A 14,760-nucleotide genomic window follows, 5' to 3' on the forward strand; every position below is an offset into this window, starting at 1 on the left:
ATCCCGCCGATAATGGCGGCCATCAGTTGGTGAATGAAACCGCTCAATGCCATCGCATAAGCACCGCCGACCGGCGAACCTTCGTTGGCCAGGGACAGGCTGATCGGGTAATTCAGCGACTGGCCAAACACCGCAAAACAATAGGGCAACCAGAACAGCAGCGCTATTGACGTACCGGCGATGCTACCCAGCAACATGACCGCGCTGCCGGCCAATACCAGCCCAACGCCTGCCGTCATCAGATGGCGCTGACCGGTACGCAGCACAAAGCGATTGACCGCCACAGCCCCGAGAAAATAGGCCGCGCTGATCGGCCAACCCAACAATCCGTATTCCACTGCCGACCAGTTGAAGGGGCCTTGAAGAATCAACGGCGCCGCGGTGTTGAATGCGACGATCACCCCGTACCCCAAGCCGCCGACAAGGGCCGGCAACAGGAAGGCCCGATGACCCAGAATGTGCCAGTAGCTCGTCCAGGCGGATGACAGCGTGTTCTCTGCTGCCAGCACCGGGAACGTGAGTCGGGCCACCACCACCGCCATCAACAGGCTTACGCCACCCAACAAATAGAAGATCATCGGCCAACCCAGCGCCACCTGGATAATCGACCCCAGGTATTGGCCGATACCCAGCGCCACCACAAAGGAAATCGATATCCAGGACAACGCCTTGGCCAGCAAGTCGCCACGAAAGCTATCGCGGATCAGCACCCGGGCCATGACCGAAATTCCGCTGGCGCCTACACCCTGAATCAGTCGAAAAAACAGGAACGACTCCAGCGTCTGGCCCAAGGGCAGGGCCAGGTTACCCACCCCATAGATACCGAGCGCCGCGAGCAGCACCGGTTTGCGGCCAATGCGTTGACCGAGGCTGCCCCAGAACAGCATCGGCAGCGCCATGCCGATCAGATACACCGCCAGCCCCCATGAAACCTGCGAGGCATCGGCGGTTAAATCCCGGGCAATTTCCGGCAGTGCCGACAGATAAATGCTCGTGCCCAATTGGGCGAGAAAAACCGTGCAGCAGGTGATGAGGAGGGTGGTGCTGCTCTTCATTTGATCTTCCCTGAGTTTTTCAGCAGCCGATGTCCCGGCTGTATTGTTCGGTTCGTTTGAGACTGACAAAGAGGCGGATATTAACCTGAAGTTTTTCCTGCAACGCGGCGAATTCCAGGGGGGCATGTCTTGTTCATTGGGCAATTGGATGGCGGGGACGAAACGAAACCGGGCTATCCTGCCGACTCAGTCGAACCGAAATCATCGAGCCCTCCCATGTTGCAAAAAAGCCTGATTCGCCGCCTTGACCTGATCACTCTCCAATTGTTCGTGGCCGTCCACGAAGAAGGCACCTTGACCCGTGCCGCCGCCCGTGAAGCGATCGCGGTGTCGGCGGCCAGCAAGCGCTTGATGGAATTGGAGGAGGCGCTGGGCATCAGCCTGTTCGTGCGCCAGGCCAAGGGCATGACCCTGACGCCGGCCGGCGAAACCCTGCTGCACCATGCCCGGCAGATGCTGTTCAACGTCGAAAAAATGGGCCTTGAACTGGGCGAACATAGCCACGGTGTACGGGGTTATGTGCGGATGCTTGCCAATCTGTCGGCGATCATTCAGTTCCTGCCTGAAGACTTGCGAGACTTTTCCGAACGCCATCCGCAGGTCAAGACCGACCTCGAAGAACGCCCCAGCAGTGGGGTGATTCAGGGCGTGCTCGATGGCGTGGCGGACCTCGGGATCTGCTCCAGCGACAGTGACGTCAAAGGTCTGCACAGTGTTCTTTATCGCCGGGACAAACTGATGGTGTTGATGCCGGCCGATCATCTGCTGGCGAGTCGCTCGACCCTGGCTTTTGCCGACACGCTGGACAGCGATTACGTCGGTTTGCACGCCGCCAGTTCCATCAACATGCGCACCCATGCGGCCGCGCGCAAGGCCGGCAAGGTGCTGAGGCTGCGGATTCATGTGCCGGGGTTCGACGCCATGTGCCGGATGGTCCAGGCCAACATGGGCATCGGCATCCTGCCGCAAAAAGCCTACGAACTGTTTGGCCGGGCGTTGGGTTTGCACGCGGTGCCGCTGACCGATGACTGGTCGGATCGCGCGTTGATACTGGTGGTGCGCGATGAAGCGAGGCTGTCGCCGGTGAGCCGGATGTTGTTTGAGCAGTTGCGTCGTCAGGCCTGACCGTTCTTTATTGGATGGGTGGGCCTCTTCGCGGGCAAGCCTCGCTCCTACAGGGGATTTGTGTGCCCGCCGCCAATCCTGTAGGAGCGAGGCTTGCTCGCGAAGACTGACTTGAGGTCGCAGCAATTCTTCTACCGAGCATTCGCATTTCGCGAACGGTCGTTGCCAACTGAAGGTTGGATTCCTTGCCCCTCGGTCCTCTAGCCTTGGCTCATATTCCAAGAACAAGAGGTACCCCGCGATGACTGCCCCCTTGAGTGCAATCAAAGTGATCGAGATCGGCACACTGATCGCCGCGCCGTTCGCCGCACGCATGCTCGCCGAGTTCGGCGCTGAAGTGATCAAGATCGAAGCCATGGGCCAGGGCGATCCCCTGCGCAAATGGCGCAAGCTGCACGAAGGCACTTCGCTGTGGTGGTACCTGCAATCGCGAAACAAGAAGTCCCTGGCGCTGAATCTGAAATCCCCCGAAGGCATCGAGCTGGTCAAGCAACTGGCGACCGACGCTGATGTGCTGATCGAAAACCTGCGCCCTGGTGCCCTGGAGAAACTCGGCCTGGGCTGGGACGTGTTGCATGCCCTCAATCCCAACCTGACATTGGTGCGCATTTCCGGTTATGGCCAGACCGGCCCGTACCGTGATCGTCCGGGTTTCGGTGCCATCGGCGAGGCCATGGGCGGGATTCGCTACACCACCGGCACCCCCGGTTCACCGCCGGCCCGAGTGGGCGTGAGTCTCGGTGATTCCCTGGCTTCGCTGCACGCGGTGATCGGTGCGCTGATGTCGCTGCTGCGAGTCAAGACCGGGCAGGGTGGCGGGCAGGTGGTGGATGTGTCGTTGGCCGAAAGCGTGTTCAACGTGATGGAAAGTCTGGTGCCGGAATACGACATGCTGGGCCATGTTCGTGAGCGCAGCGGCGGGGCGTTGCCGGGCATCGCGCCCTCCAATACCTACCTGACTGCCGACGGCGCCTATGTGGTTATCGCCGGTAACAGCGATCCGATCTATAAACGCTTGATGACGGTGATTGGCCGGGTCGACCTGGCCGAAGCACCGGAGTTTGCGCATAACGATGGCCGCGCCGCCAAAAGTAATGTGCTCGACGCTGCCATCACTCACTGGACCAGCAGCCTGCCTATCGACGAAGTGCTGTCTGCACTGGAAGCTGCCGAAGTTCCGGCCGGGCGCATCTACTCGGTAGCCGACATCGTTGCCGATCCGCATTACCAGGCGCGGGGTATGCTGCTCAACGCCGAATTGCCCGGCGGCGCCACGGTGAAGATGCCGGGCGTCGTACCGAAAATGTCCGAGACCCCAGGTGGCGTGAACTGGTCGGGGCCGAGTCTGGGTCAGCACACCAACGGCATCCTCGCGGGGCTGGGCCTGACTGACCAGGACATCGAACGGCTGAAAGCTGAAGGGGTGGTGCAATGATCACTGATTATTCCCAGAGGCTGATCGTTCAGGAAGTCTCCCCGCGTGACGGCTTGCAGATCGAGCCGACCTGGGTCGAAACCGTCGACAAGATTGCACTGATCGATCAGTTGTCGCTGGCGGGGTTCAGCCGCATCGAAGCAGGCTCGTTCGTTTCGCCCAAGGCCATTCCAGCGTTGCGCGATGGCGAGCAAGTGTTCAAGGGCATCGCCCGACGGCCGGGCGTGATCTATGTCGCATTGATCCCCAACCTCAAAGGCGCACAACGAGCACTGGATTCGGGGGCCGATGAGCTGAACCTGGTGATGTCCGCCAGCCAGACCCATAACCTGGCGAATATGCGGATGCGCTGCGAGGCGTCATTGGCGGCGTTTGGCGAGATCGTCGAATTCGCTCGCAGCACCCAGGTGCGGCTCAACGGCAGCATCGCCACGACCTTCGGTTGCCCGTTCGAAGGCAGGATCGATGAGGACCGGGTGCTGCAAATCGTCGAGGCGTATCAGGAACTCGGGATCCAGGGCATTACCCTGGCCGACACCACTGGCATGGCTAATCCGCGTCAGGTCGATCGCTTGGTGCGCAGAGTCTTGCAGCGGGTTTCGCCAGCGGATCTGACCCTGCATTTCCATAACACTCGCGGCCTCGGTTTGTGCAACGTCCTGGCCGCCTACGAGGCCGGTGCCCGTCGTTTCGATGCGGCCCTCGGCGGCCTTGGCGGTTGCCCGTTTGCGCCGGGTGCCTCGGGCAATATCTGCACGGAAGATCTGGTCAACCTGTGCGATGAAGTCGGTATTCACACCAGCATCGATCTGCCGCTGTTGCTGAAGCTGTCCCGAGGGTTGCCCGCGTTGTTGTGCCACGAAGTACCCGGGCAACTCGCCAAGGCCGGACGCAATTGCGACCTGCACCCGACACCGTCATGAACCTGCCACAAACCCTGTAGGAGCGAGGCTTGCCCGCGAAAGCGGTCTGCCATTGAGCATTGATGGAGGCTGACAAACCGCCTTCGCGGGCAAGCCTCGCTCCTACAAAAAAGCGCGTTCACTGAACACCTCAGCCAGACAACAAAAACAATCGGGACTCCCTCGTGAAGTCCATCTGGAGAAACACTATGAGCCTCAATGTACTGGAGGCGGGCGCGAGCCCGTCCGTTAGCCACGACGCCGAAAAAGCCCTGGTGCGCAAAGTCGCCTGGCGACTGATGCCGCTGATCATGGTCTGCTACCTGTTTGCGTTTTTCGACCGCATCAACATCAGCTTCGCCAAGTTCCAGTTGCAGGCTGACCTGAGCCTGAGCGACACCGCTTACGGCCTCGGCGCCGGGCTATTTGTAGTGGGTTACGTGATCTTCGAAGTACCGAGCAACATGATGCTCTACAAGGTCGGCGCCCGGCGCTGGATCGCCCGGATCATGATGTCCTGGGGTATCGCCACGGCGGCCATGGTCTTCGTCAACAGCGAATGGCAGTTCTACGCTTTGCGCTTCGTGATCGGTGCGATGGAAGCGGGTTTCGCCCCCGGTGTGCTGTATTACCTGACGCTGTGGTTCCCGCAGCACTATCGCGGGCGCATCACTTCGATGCTGTTTCTCGCGTCGGCGTTTGCCGGGCTGGTTGGCGCACCGTTCTCCGGGCTGGTGCTGCAACACCTTGATGGCTTCCTTGACATGCGCGGCTGGCATTGGCTGTTTCTGCTCGGTGGCGTGCCTTGCATCGGCCTCGGTTTGTTGGTGCTGACCTTGCTCAAGGACCGCATAGAAGACGCCCATTGGCTGACGCCGTCAGAGAAGACGCTGCTCGCCAGTCGTATTGCTCACCATGAGCCGCACAAGAGCGGCGGCTCCTTGCTGGCGGCGTTGCGGATTCCGGGTTTCCTGACGTTGGGGCTGATCTACTTTCTGATTCAGGTGGCGTCCTACGGCTTGAACTTCTGGGCGCCGCAACTGATCCGCAGTGCCGGCACCGAGAGCCCGGTGATGATCGGCTTGCTGACCGCCATCCCCTACATCTGCGGTGCCATCAGCATGGTGGTGATCGGGCGGTTGTCCGATGCCACCGGCGAGCGGCGCAAGTTTGTCGCCGGTTTAGTCGCGGTAGGAGCGGTGGGGTTCTTCTGTGCGGGGATCTTCGCCAATCACACGACCTTCCTGATTGTCGCCCTGGGCTTGCTCGGTGCCGGGATCATCGCGTCCATCCCGAGCTTCTGGACCCTGCCGCCGAAACTGCTGGCCGGGGCTGGTGCAGGTGCCGCAGGCGGGATCGCGGTGATCAATACTCTTGGCCAGTTCGGTGGGATCGTCAGCCCGGTCATGGTCGGGCGGATCAAGGATTTGACCGGCAGTACTACCCCGGCCCTGTACGTCATCGGCGTCGCCGCGCTGATCGCTGCTGCATTGCTGTTGTGGGGATTGCCGCAGAAGCTGCGCACGCTCGATAAGTTCTGAAATTTGCGGTGTTGGACCGGACACCATCGCGTTCAGGCTCGCTCCCACAAGGGGGTGGCGTCGGACACAAATCCTGTGCCCGACGCATTCAATGTGGGAGCGAGCCTGCTCGCGATGACTGACTCACGGTCAACAAAGCCCTAGGGGTTCTACGCTCAAGGACGTTTAAGTTGTACGCTCCGGTCGAAACCAGCCTCAAGGTTACGAAACCCATGCTAACCGGCCTCAACCACCTGACCCTCGCCGTCACCGACCTGAACCGCAGCGTGGCGTTCTATCGCGATCTGCTGCAACTTCAGCTTGAAGCCACTTGGGACACCGGCGCCTATCTCTCACTACCTGGTCTGTGGTTGTGCCTTTCTCTCGATCCGCTACGCGAATCCGCGCCCGCTGCTGACTACACTCATTACGCCTTCAGTATCGGCGCTACGGACTTCCCGTTGTTCGTCGAACGCCTGCGATCCGCCAACGTGCGGGAATGGCGGGACAACCGCAGCGAAGGCGCATCGTTCTATTTTCTCGACCCGGACGGGCACAAGCTTGAAGCGCATGTCGGGAATCTGGCGTCGCGGCTGGCGGCGTGTCGGCAACGGCCGTATGCGGGGATGAAGTTCTTCGACGATCTGTGAGTCGATGCTCAGGGTCCTGGGATAGACTTGCGTCCATTCATCCGGCGTTTCAACAGGAATTCCCATGACTCCATCGCTGCTAATGGCCGTTCTCGCCTCGGGCTTCATTTATGGCATCACGCCGGGGCCGGGTGTGCTGGCGGTGTTCGGCATCGGCGCGGCGCGCGGGCGGCGGGCCGGAGCGGGGTTTCTGTGTGGGCATTTGCTGGGCGACGTGGTCTGGTGCAGCACGGCGCTGATCGCGATTGTCGGTGCGCGGGAAATCGGCAGCACCGCGTTCGATGTGTTGGGCGTACTCAGCGGGCTCTACCTGTTCTGGCTAGGCCTGCGCGCGGTTCGTGCTCGTCGCGGCAGTGCCGAAGCACCTCAAGGCCCGGCGCGGCAGCCGTTCTGGCACGGCATCATGTTCGGCCTGACCAACCCCAAGGCTTATCCGGTGGCAGTGGCGACCTTTACTGCGCTGCTGTCCAGCCGTGCAGAATTGTTGCATTGGTCGATGCTGCCATGGTTGATCATCCTGAGCTTCGTTGGTGGCCTTTTGGCCTACGCTATTCTCATAAGCATCGTCGGCGCGCGTCAGGTACGCACGTTGTATCAGCGTCATGAACTGGCGATCACTCGGTTGTGCGGGGTAATGTTCATCGGTTTTGCCATCAACGCCCTGGTGCATGCGCTGCCGGGGCTGGTGACGAACAAGGCTTGAGGCTGATCGCAGGGAAGCGTCGGCTGCACAGTCATCGCTCGGGCGTATGACCGGTCAGGGAAGGTTGTTCAATGTTGGATTGTCCGGACACGCTCTCTGCACCATGGCAACCAGAAATTCAGCGCCACTGGCGAGTTACATCGACCTCTTGCTGGACGCCGTCTGTGCGGTGGACAAACAAGGTCGCTTCGTATTTGTCAGCGCGGCCTGCGAGCGCATTTTCGGTTACACCCCCGACGAGCTGATCGGCCAGCCGATGATCGATCTGGTACATCCCGCTGACCGACAGCGCACCCTCGACGCCGCGCGGGAAATCATGGGGGGCGAGCCCAAGCTCAACTTTGAAAATCGTTACCTGCGCAAGGACGGCCGGGTGGCGCACATTCTCTGGTCGGCGCGCTGGTCGGAAGTCGATCAATTGCGCATTGCCGTGGCCCACGACATCACTGAGCGCAAACAGGCCGAGTCCCGACAAGCGGCGCTGTACGCAATCTCCGAGGCGGCCCACGCGGCGGAAGATCTGCTGGCGCTGTTCAAACGCATCCATTCGATCATCGGCGAATGGCTCCCGGCGTTGAATTTCTCCGTGGCGCTGTATGACGAGCACTGCGCGCAGCTGAATTTTCCCTATCACGTCGACGACCGTGAACCGCAACCCGAGCCCGGGACTGTGACCGGGCGTCTTTGCAGTGAAGTCATTCGCAGCGGCTTGCCGATTCTGCTGACCCCGGATCAGGACAATCCGCCGGCGGGGTTTGCGGCACTGGTCGCGGGCCAGGATTCGCCCTGCTGGCTGGGCGTGCCATTGAGTTCGCAGAACGGCACCATTGGCGCGTTGATCGTTAAAAGCGTACCGGGCGGCGAGCGTTACACCGAGCAAGACAAAGAGCTGCTGCAGTATGTTTGCGCCCAGGTTGCGACCGCTATCGAGCGCAAGCAATTGCATGCCCGGCTCCAGCGCATGGCCCAGTACGACCAATTGACTCAGTTACCCAATCGCGAATTGCTGCGCGATCGCCTCAAAGCCTCGCTGGCGCTGGCCCGAACAGACTCCGGTAGAATGGCGTTGCTCTACGTCGACCTCGACCGCTTCAAGCAAGTCAACGACACCCTCGGTCATGCGGTCGGCGACATGCTGTTGCAAGCGGTCGCCAATCGGCTCAAGGGCTGCGTGCGCGAAACCGACACCGTAGCGCGTATCGGTGGTGATGAATTTGTCGTGTTATTGCACAGCATCCACGCCGCGGAAGATGCCGAGAATGTGGCGGGAAAAATCCGCCAGGTGCTGGTTCAGCCCCTGCGCCTGGACGGGCACAACCTGAACATCCAACCGAGCATCGGCGTCGCGCGATACCCCGAGCATGGCACTGAAGAAAACCAGCTGTTCAGGCATGCCGATGAGGCAATGTACGCCGCAAAGCGCCAGCATCACCTGCGTCTCGGGGTCTGAAAGTCCGTCACCGTTCGTCGCAGCGTTGCCAGGTTTTTTAAACCTTTTTGATGATGGAAATTCTTATTCTATGCGGGCGGCTGCTCGCTGCTCTCATCATCAAGAGGATGAAAACCATGCCTACTTCAAAAAATCCGAGTCCGGGTAGTGCCCACGATCGAACGAAGGCGTCTGAAGCCGGTCGCAAAGGTGGGAAAACCACCACGACGACCGTTGATAAAGACTCCGCGAAAGGCGGCATGGGCCGCAAAGGTGGTCAGAAATCCCGGTAGTAGTGAAGGTGGTTTTATTAAAAGACGGGGGCGTAAGCTCCCGTTTGAATTTTCAAAGAAGGAGGGCGCGACCATGAGCCGGATGGCCACCCGTTTATGCAATGCCAGTTTTGTCACTTTATTGGGGCTGTTTGCCAACAGTGCCTTAGCCCAGTCCGCCGCGGAATTCATCAACGAAGCGTCGGCCAAAGGCATGGCCGACATCGAAGCCAGTCGCCTGGCGCACCAGAAAACCGAATCCAAAGAGGTCAAGGATTACACCATCGTGGTGATCAACGACCTCACCACCGCCAATCAGCATCTGGCGAAAATTGCCAAGCAACTCGATTTACCGGTCGCGCCACGCGAAGAGGTGATGGACAAGGCCAAAGCCTTGATACCGGAGGTGAAGGACGATGCGTCGTTCGATCAGGCGTACGCTGCCAGTCAGGTGAAAACCACCCAAGAGACCATCGAGCAGCTTCAACAACAAGCGCAGACCACGGACGTGCCGCAAATCAAAGCGTTCGCCGAAGAAACCCTGCCCAAGCTGCAAAACCACCTGCAAATGGCCAGGGCCCTGCAAGCCAGTCGCTAGCACCAATGGCGCGGGTGACGTCGCCGGTCACCCGCGGGGCATGGATCGACATTCATTCAATCCTGATTCTTTGTTTCAGGGACGACAGTGCCGTCCAGGGAAATCGTTTCACCCTCGCCAAGGTGGCGATACTTCTTTCTCAACTCTTCCAACTGTTTGAGATCCAGCGATTCGAGCCCCAGCATCGCGTTCTGCGCTTCTTTCGTTACCCGCAATAACTCATCGATCTTCAAGTGCAAAATGTCCGTGTCGCGGTTCTGGGTGTTCTGGATCAGGAACACCATCAGGAAGGTGATGATGGTGGTCGAGGTGTTGATGATCAGCTGCCAGGTATCGTTGAAATGAAAAATCGGCCCGCTCAAACCCCACAGGAAGATCAGAACGATCGCCCCCAGAAATGTCCGGGGCAGGCCGGCCCACAGGGATAGTTTCTGTGCAATATTTGCGAATTTCATTGCCGTGTTCCTCGTAGGGATGCGCCTGATTTTCAGACAGCACGGGCATAACGAAAATTCTGCTGAATATTGGCTGCGGGATGGAAGGCTGGTGTGCTGAAGCCTCTGTCAGTGCTCGTCGCTCGGGGGCGAGAAGGTCGCGACCATTTCTACTGCCAAGGGAGTTGATCGATCGCGCTCTTCATCGGAATGGGGTCTATGGCTTGCCGCGTCTGGAATCTTTGGTTGGAATCTTTCTTTGTGCCGGTTTGTGTCTAGTATCAAATGGTGGTCAATTTGCCAGCATGCAAACACACGGATCGAAACCAAGTAAGAGGTCACTCATGGAATTCTTTGAGAAGTTAGCAAGCCTAGCCGCCAAGGTTCGTTTGCAAAGCGCAGCAATTCAGACGGAGGAGGCGACCAAGAATGCTTTCGTCATGCCTTTCATCAGTACGGTGCTGGGCTACGATGTCTTTGATCCGAGTGAGGTGACTCCAGAATTCGTTTGCGATATCGGAACGAAAAAAGGAGAAAAAATTGACTACGCAATCATGAAGGAAGGAGAGGTACAGATCCTCATCGAGTGCAAAAAAATAGGCGAGTCGCTGCACATCAATCACGCCTCCCAGCTATTTCGCTATTTCCATGTCACCAGCGCTCGAATCTCTATCCTCACTAACGGCCAGGTCTATAAATTCTTCACCGACCTGGATGCGCCCAACAAGATGGATGAGAAACCGTTTCTTGAACTCGATCTTCTGGATATCGATGAGTACTCCGTCCCCGAATTGATCAAGCTCACCAAGTCTGCATTCGACGTGGATTCGATCATCAATGCTGCAGGTGAGCTGAAGTACGTCAGTCAGATCAAAAAGGTCATTGCTTCGCAGGTCATCAAACCTGATGACGACTTTGTAAAAGTCTTCGCCTCCCGAGTGTACGACGGGGTCATAACTCAGAAAGTCCGTGAGCAGTTTCACGAGCTGACGAGAAAAGCAGTCGTGCAGTTTCTCAATGATCAGATCAATGACCGACTCAAATCAGCTATGAGTGGTGCCATTCAGCCTGCGCTGGCATCGAGATCGGTTCCTGCCGGCGGCAGTGATCCGGCAGATCAGCGTGACGAATCAGAGGATAAAGTGCTGACGACCCTGGAAGAATTGGAGGGTTATCACATTGTCCGTGCGGTAGTTCGTTCGGTTGTGGACGCCAAACGGATAGTGCAGCGTGATACGCAAAGCTATTTTGGGATCTTGCTCGATGACAACAATCGCAAGCCGATTTGTCGCCTTCATTTCAATCGTTCACAAAAGTACATTGGGATTTTTGACGAAGAAAAAAATGAAACGCGGCATCCGATTGGCTCGGTTGATGAGATTTACGATTATTCGGATCACTTGAAGAAGACAGTTGGATACTACGACTGACCTAAACAGCATACAAAGAACCGGCCCCTTGAGGCTAATGCCAGTCAGTTAAGAAAAGGACATGCCAGTGGAGAACCTGTGGCGAGGGGGCTTGCCCCCGTTCGGCTGCGAAGCAGTCGCAAACCCGATGCATGCGATGTGCCTGGCAGAACGAGAGTGCAGGTTTTAGGACTGCTTCGCAGTCCAACGGGGGCAAGCCCCCTCGCCACAGGTCTTATGTCTGACGAGACTTCACTTAACTGGCCGGCATCAGGCCCTTGATGCCGGTTTTTTTGTGCATATCCATTCACGCCGACAGCGTCACCTCAGTCTTCCAGCTGAAGTACCCCACCGCTTCACAGCGCTGGTTGATCAGCATGAAGTTCAGTTCGCAGGCTGTCACGCCCGTGCTCAGTTGCGAACATTCCCAATAGTGATCATCGGCGCTATGGCTGCCAGGCTGGGTCGGGTTGGCGGGGTCGGGCGCGGGGACTGTCTGGTCGCTGTGAACGATCAGTTTGGGCGGCGAAAGAACCCCGGCGTCGTCCACCGTCAGGTCGTGAAATACCACCGTATGTTCGGTCAGCAGGCTGACGGTTCTGCCGCGAATATGGAAGACCTTTCCGTTGCTGGCGGTCAGCGTTATTTTACTGTCATTTTCAGCATTTTGTGTCGTCGTGCTACTAGTCACGGGGAAGATGAAACCATCTTCAATCACCGTCGGGTTCTGCGATTCAAGACTGGGTTGCGGATAGCGTGAAAGCAACGATTCGGCATCGACAATCAGAAGCACACTACTGGCTATCACGGCGCCCGCCGAAGGGGAGCTAATCGGTTCGGAAGTCATCATGGATCCTTTCATGATGTTGACGCAAAACGGTAACCGCTTCGGTTCAAGCGAGACATCCTGTTCCAGCCGAGGCGGCAACGAGCCCGGTAGGCCCCTCGTTGCCAAGGGGCCCGGCCCAGCATCAGTTACGGATGGTAATGAACGGATCCCACGTGCAGCAGCCGATGATCTGGCAGTCGCGATTCACGATCAGAAACTGGAAGTGATAGGTCACGCTGCCGCAAGCAAGGGTTTCCGAAGACCAGTAATGGTTATCGACTTTCTGGCAGCTGGGCACCGACGGATTGCTGGTGTTAGGGACTGCAAAGGAGGCGGTAGCCTTGCGTGGCGTGGGCGTAGAGATCAACTCGTTGCCTGCGTTACCGACGAACTTGTAGAAAATCACTGCTTGCTCGAAGCCCAGCGACAGGCTGGCTTCACGCCAGCGAATCAAATCGCCTACCTGAGCTTTCAAGTTGAGTTCGCCACCGGCCTGGCCACTCACCACGTTGTTCTGATTGGTCACCATGTATACATGATTGACGTCGATCATCGTCGGCGCAGCAGGGTTTTTGCTGATGTTCGGGTAGTTTTTCAGAATGGTTTCGGTGTCGATCGAAACAAGTACATCCGTGACTCGAGACATAGTAAAGCTCCTTTGAACATAGTGATTACCTGGCTACCTACCAGGCACGACAACGCTTGTTTGCCTTGCGGCCGTTGCGAACACACTACTGGGGAACCCACTCGATCACGGGGTACGAGCTGGCCTTGCTCCTTGCCTTGAAATGACGGGTTGGGTTCCTTCCAACAGGCCGCGACTAGGACTATAGATGCCATTTCTATGCTGTCAAAATCGCTTTGCTCTTCGGTCGACGAACGGTCCTTTTGGTTATGGCTTTCAATGATTTTGCGATAAGAAAAGGCTCATTCAGATCCCTGTGTTTTTCAGTCGTCAAGTGATCCGGGTTCAGGCAATAGACAGACAAGGCCTGTTAAAAGAGTCATGAGCCAGGCAGGAGCATGGTTAGAAAAGGGGGCTGTTTTTTTTGCTGATTCACTCGATTTGGCTTTCAAGCCTGAGGAGGCGGCATGTTGTTACGTTACATGGTGTTGCTGGCGGTGGTGGTTGCCGCTGCGGGTTGTGTGCAGGAACGGGTTGTTCATGACCGGCGTCCGGTGCAGCGTGAATATGTTGAAATCATCGCACCGCAGCCGCCACCGGAACGCGTGGTTGAGGTAGAGCCTGCGGGGCGGCCGGGTTATCTCTGGTCCAGAGGGTACTGGCGTTGGGAAGGTGGGCGTTATGTCGCGGTTCATGGCCATTGGGTCCCGGAACGACCGGGGTATCGTTATGTGCATCCGCACTGGGAGCAACGTAACGATGGCTGGCATTGGCGGGTGGGGGCGTGGGTTAACTGACGCGGTCAATGTATCGTAGCGAACCGGTTGTCTGCCTCCGGCTACAACCTCCGACAGGAGAGCGATATGAGTTGGTCCGCCAAACAATACGTAGCGTTTGAAGATGAACGCACGCGCCCGGCGCGTGACTTGCTGGCTGCCATCCCCCCGGTGGACGTCCAATCGGCAATCGACATCGGTTGCGGCCCGGGTAATTCCACCGAGTTGCTGGTGCAGCGCTTTCCCAATGCCGCGGTGCGAGGGGTGGACAGTTCACCCGATATGATCGAGGCCGCTCGCAAGCGCTTGCCTCACCTGCGTTTCGACACTGCAGACATTGATGCCTGGAACGAGACCGGCCCGTTCGACGTGATTTTCGCCAACGCCGTGTTGCAGTGGCTGCCCGATCACGCCCGGTTGCTGCCGTCATTGGTGGCCAGGCTCGCGCCCGGCGGCAGCCTGGCGATTCAGATGCCCGACAACCTCAACGAACCGTCGCACAGGTTGATGCGCGAGGTCGCAGCGAACGGCCCTTGGGCTGAGAAACTGGCGAGGGCCGCAGGCCTGCGAACGGAAATGGAGGATGCGGGTGGTTACTACTCGATGCTGCGTGCCCACTGCACCCGCGTCGATGTATGGCGCACCACTTACTACCATCCACTCGCGGCCGGCGCGTCGGGCGTGGTCGAGTGGTTCAAGGGCAGCGGTTTACGGCCTTTCCTTGAGCCGCTGAATGAAGCGGAGCGGATGCAGTATCTCAAGCAGTATCTGACGGCGATCGAGCAGGCCTATCCGGCGCTGAGCGATGGCTCGGTACTGTTGCCGTTTCCGCGGTTGTTCATGGTGGCGACGCGCTGACGAACAAAGGGACACGCTTGGTCGATTGTCCCATTGGTGGGTTTCGTGAAAGTATTCAAATGCGAATACGTATCAAAGGCTAACGATACGGTATATCATGCGCCGCAAATTATTGGCACGTATGCCGTCTCATTTGGCCT

General features: G+C 58.2%; 16 protein-coding genes. 12 read left to right on the forward strand and 4 right to left on the reverse strand.

The window, feature by feature from the left end:
* Positions 1 to 1,055 (reverse strand): MFS transporter (locus PMI30_RS01775; protein ID WP_008014760.1); only part of this gene is annotated, 1,055 nt, incomplete at its 3' end.
* Positions 1,056 to 1,271: 216 nt separating this feature from the next.
* Here PMI30_RS01775 and PMI30_RS01770 point away from each other — a divergent pair.
* The 9 genes from PMI30_RS01770 to PMI30_RS01735 all read left to right on the forward strand — a co-directional run bounded on the left by PMI30_RS01770 (position 1,272) and on the right by PMI30_RS01735 (position 9,689).
* Positions 1,272 to 2,180 (forward strand): LysR family transcriptional regulator, encoded by a 909-nt coding sequence (locus tag PMI30_RS01770; protein WP_008014763.1) that lies wholly within the window; start codon positions 1,272 to 1,274, stop codon positions 2,178 to 2,180.
* Positions 2,181 to 2,421: 241 nt separating this feature from the next.
* On the forward strand, positions 2,422 to 3,615 hold the full coding sequence (locus tag PMI30_RS01765) for a CaiB/BaiF CoA transferase family protein (RefSeq protein ID WP_008014764.1): 1,194 nt from the start codon (positions 2,422 to 2,424) through the stop codon (positions 3,613 to 3,615).
* A complete protein-coding gene (locus tag PMI30_RS01760; RefSeq protein WP_008014766.1) occupies positions 3,612 to 4,538 on the forward strand; it encodes a hydroxymethylglutaryl-CoA lyase in 927 nt (308 codons plus the stop codon). Before PMI30_RS01765 ends, PMI30_RS01760 begins: the two co-directional genes overlap by 4 nt.
* Before the next feature lie 188 nt (positions 4,539 to 4,726).
* Positions 4,727 to 6,058, forward strand: coding sequence for an MFS transporter (locus PMI30_RS01755; protein WP_008014768.1), 1,332 nt, complete (start codon positions 4,727 to 4,729; stop codon positions 6,056 to 6,058).
* Positions 6,059 to 6,270: 212 nt separating this feature from the next.
* On the forward strand, positions 6,271 to 6,687 hold the full coding sequence (fos, locus tag PMI30_RS01750) for a fosfomycin resistance glutathione transferase (protein WP_032836297.1): 417 nt from the start codon (positions 6,271 to 6,273) through the stop codon (positions 6,685 to 6,687).
* Positions 6,688 to 6,751: 64 nt separating this feature from the next.
* The gene (locus PMI30_RS01745; protein WP_008014773.1) at positions 6,752 to 7,390 is read left to right on the forward strand and encodes a LysE family translocator; all 639 of its coding nucleotides are present in this window, start codon (positions 6,752 to 6,754) and stop codon (positions 7,388 to 7,390) included.
* 103 nt (positions 7,391 to 7,493) lie between these two features.
* Positions 7,494 to 8,840 (forward strand): sensor domain-containing protein, encoded by a 1,347-nt coding sequence (locus PMI30_RS01740; RefSeq protein ID WP_008014775.1) that lies wholly within the window; start codon positions 7,494 to 7,496, stop codon positions 8,838 to 8,840.
* Between the two features lie 116 nt (positions 8,841 to 8,956).
* Positions 8,957 to 9,112 (forward strand): KGG domain-containing protein, encoded by a 156-nt coding sequence (locus PMI30_RS32000; RefSeq protein ID WP_008014777.1) that lies wholly within the window; start codon positions 8,957 to 8,959, stop codon positions 9,110 to 9,112.
* A 73-nt stretch (positions 9,113 to 9,185) separates the two neighbouring features.
* Complete coding sequence (locus PMI30_RS01735; RefSeq protein WP_008014779.1) at positions 9,186 to 9,689, forward strand: DUF4142 domain-containing protein; 504 nt, start codon at positions 9,186 to 9,188, stop codon at positions 9,687 to 9,689.
* A 56-nt stretch (positions 9,690 to 9,745) separates the two neighbouring features.
* On the opposite strand, the gene PMI30_RS01730 is transcribed toward PMI30_RS01735, so the two are convergent.
* Positions 9,746 to 10,144 carry a low affinity iron permease family protein gene (locus PMI30_RS01730; protein ID WP_008014781.1) on the reverse strand — a complete coding sequence of 133 codons (399 nt, stop codon included), beginning with the start codon at positions 10,142 to 10,144 and terminating at the stop codon, positions 9,746 to 9,748.
* Between the two features lie 323 nt (positions 10,145 to 10,467).
* Here PMI30_RS01730 and PMI30_RS01725 point away from each other — a divergent pair, with 323 nt between their 5' ends.
* The gene (locus PMI30_RS01725) at positions 10,468 to 11,553 is read left to right on the forward strand and encodes a type I restriction endonuclease (protein WP_008014782.1); all 1,086 of its coding nucleotides are present in this window, start codon (positions 10,468 to 10,470) and stop codon (positions 11,551 to 11,553) included.
* A gap of 286 nt (positions 11,554 to 11,839) precedes the next feature.
* Here the strand turns inward: PMI30_RS01725 and PMI30_RS01720 are convergent, their stop codons facing one another.
* Positions 11,840 to 12,379 carry an AidA/PixA family protein gene (locus tag PMI30_RS01720; RefSeq protein ID WP_008014783.1) on the reverse strand — a complete coding sequence of 180 codons (540 nt, stop codon included), beginning with the start codon at positions 12,377 to 12,379 and terminating at the stop codon, positions 11,840 to 11,842.
* Between the two features lie 124 nt (positions 12,380 to 12,503).
* Positions 12,504 to 13,007: an inclusion body family protein gene (locus PMI30_RS01715; RefSeq protein ID WP_007903283.1), complete on the reverse strand. Its 504-nt coding sequence runs from the start codon at positions 13,005 to 13,007 to the stop codon at positions 12,504 to 12,506.
* A 446-nt stretch (positions 13,008 to 13,453) separates the two neighbouring features.
* Here PMI30_RS01715 and PMI30_RS01710 point away from each other — a divergent pair, with 446 nt between their 5' ends.
* Positions 13,454 to 13,783, forward strand: a complete 330-nt coding sequence (locus PMI30_RS01710; RefSeq protein ID WP_007903282.1) for a YXWGXW repeat-containing protein — start codon at positions 13,454 to 13,456, stop codon at positions 13,781 to 13,783.
* 66 nt (positions 13,784 to 13,849) lie between these two features.
* Positions 13,850 to 14,620, forward strand: a complete 771-nt coding sequence (gene tam / locus PMI30_RS01705; RefSeq protein WP_008014786.1) for a trans-aconitate 2-methyltransferase — start codon at positions 13,850 to 13,852, stop codon at positions 14,618 to 14,620.
* Positions 14,621 to 14,760: the final 140 nt, after the last annotated feature.

Source organism: Pseudomonas sp. GM50, assembly GCF_000282375.1.
GTDB lineage: Bacteria > Pseudomonadota > Gammaproteobacteria > Pseudomonadales > Pseudomonadaceae > Aquipseudomonas.

Coding starts and splice junctions, on each gene's coding strand:
- PMI30_RS01765 (WP_008014764.1), top strand. CDS start 2,422: ATGACTGCCCCCTTGAGTGCAATCAAAGTGATCGAGATCGGCACACTG.
- PMI30_RS01725 (WP_008014782.1), top strand. CDS start 10,468: ATGGAATTCTTTGAGAAGTTAGCAAGCCTAGCCGCCAAGGTTCGTTTG.
- PMI30_RS01715 (WP_007903283.1), bottom strand. CDS start 13,007: ATGTCTCGAGTCACGGATGTACTTGTTTCGATCGACACCGAAACCATT.
- PMI30_RS01730 (WP_008014781.1), bottom strand. CDS start 10,144: ATGAAATTCGCAAATATTGCACAGAAACTATCCCTGTGGGCCGGCCTG.
- PMI30_RS01740 (WP_008014775.1), top strand. CDS start 7,494: ATGGCAACCAGAAATTCAGCGCCACTGGCGAGTTACATCGACCTCTTG.
- PMI30_RS01755 (WP_008014768.1), top strand. CDS start 4,727: ATGAGCCTCAATGTACTGGAGGCGGGCGCGAGCCCGTCCGTTAGCCAC.
- PMI30_RS01770 (WP_008014763.1), top strand. CDS start 1,272: ATGTTGCAAAAAAGCCTGATTCGCCGCCTTGACCTGATCACTCTCCAA.
- PMI30_RS01745 (WP_008014773.1), top strand. CDS start 6,752: ATGACTCCATCGCTGCTAATGGCCGTTCTCGCCTCGGGCTTCATTTAT.
- PMI30_RS01720 (WP_008014783.1), bottom strand. CDS start 12,379: ATGACTTCCGAACCGATTAGCTCCCCTTCGGCGGGCGCCGTGATAGCC.
- fos (WP_032836297.1), top strand. CDS start 6,271: ATGCTAACCGGCCTCAACCACCTGACCCTCGCCGTCACCGACCTGAAC.
- PMI30_RS01735 (WP_008014779.1), top strand. CDS start 9,186: ATGAGCCGGATGGCCACCCGTTTATGCAATGCCAGTTTTGTCACTTTA.
- PMI30_RS01710 (WP_007903282.1), top strand. CDS start 13,454: ATGTTGTTACGTTACATGGTGTTGCTGGCGGTGGTGGTTGCCGCTGCG.
- PMI30_RS32000 (WP_008014777.1), top strand. CDS start 8,957: ATGCCTACTTCAAAAAATCCGAGTCCGGGTAGTGCCCACGATCGAACG.
- tam (WP_008014786.1), top strand. CDS start 13,850: ATGAGTTGGTCCGCCAAACAATACGTAGCGTTTGAAGATGAACGCACG.
- PMI30_RS01760 (WP_008014766.1), top strand. CDS start 3,612: ATGATCACTGATTATTCCCAGAGGCTGATCGTTCAGGAAGTCTCCCCG.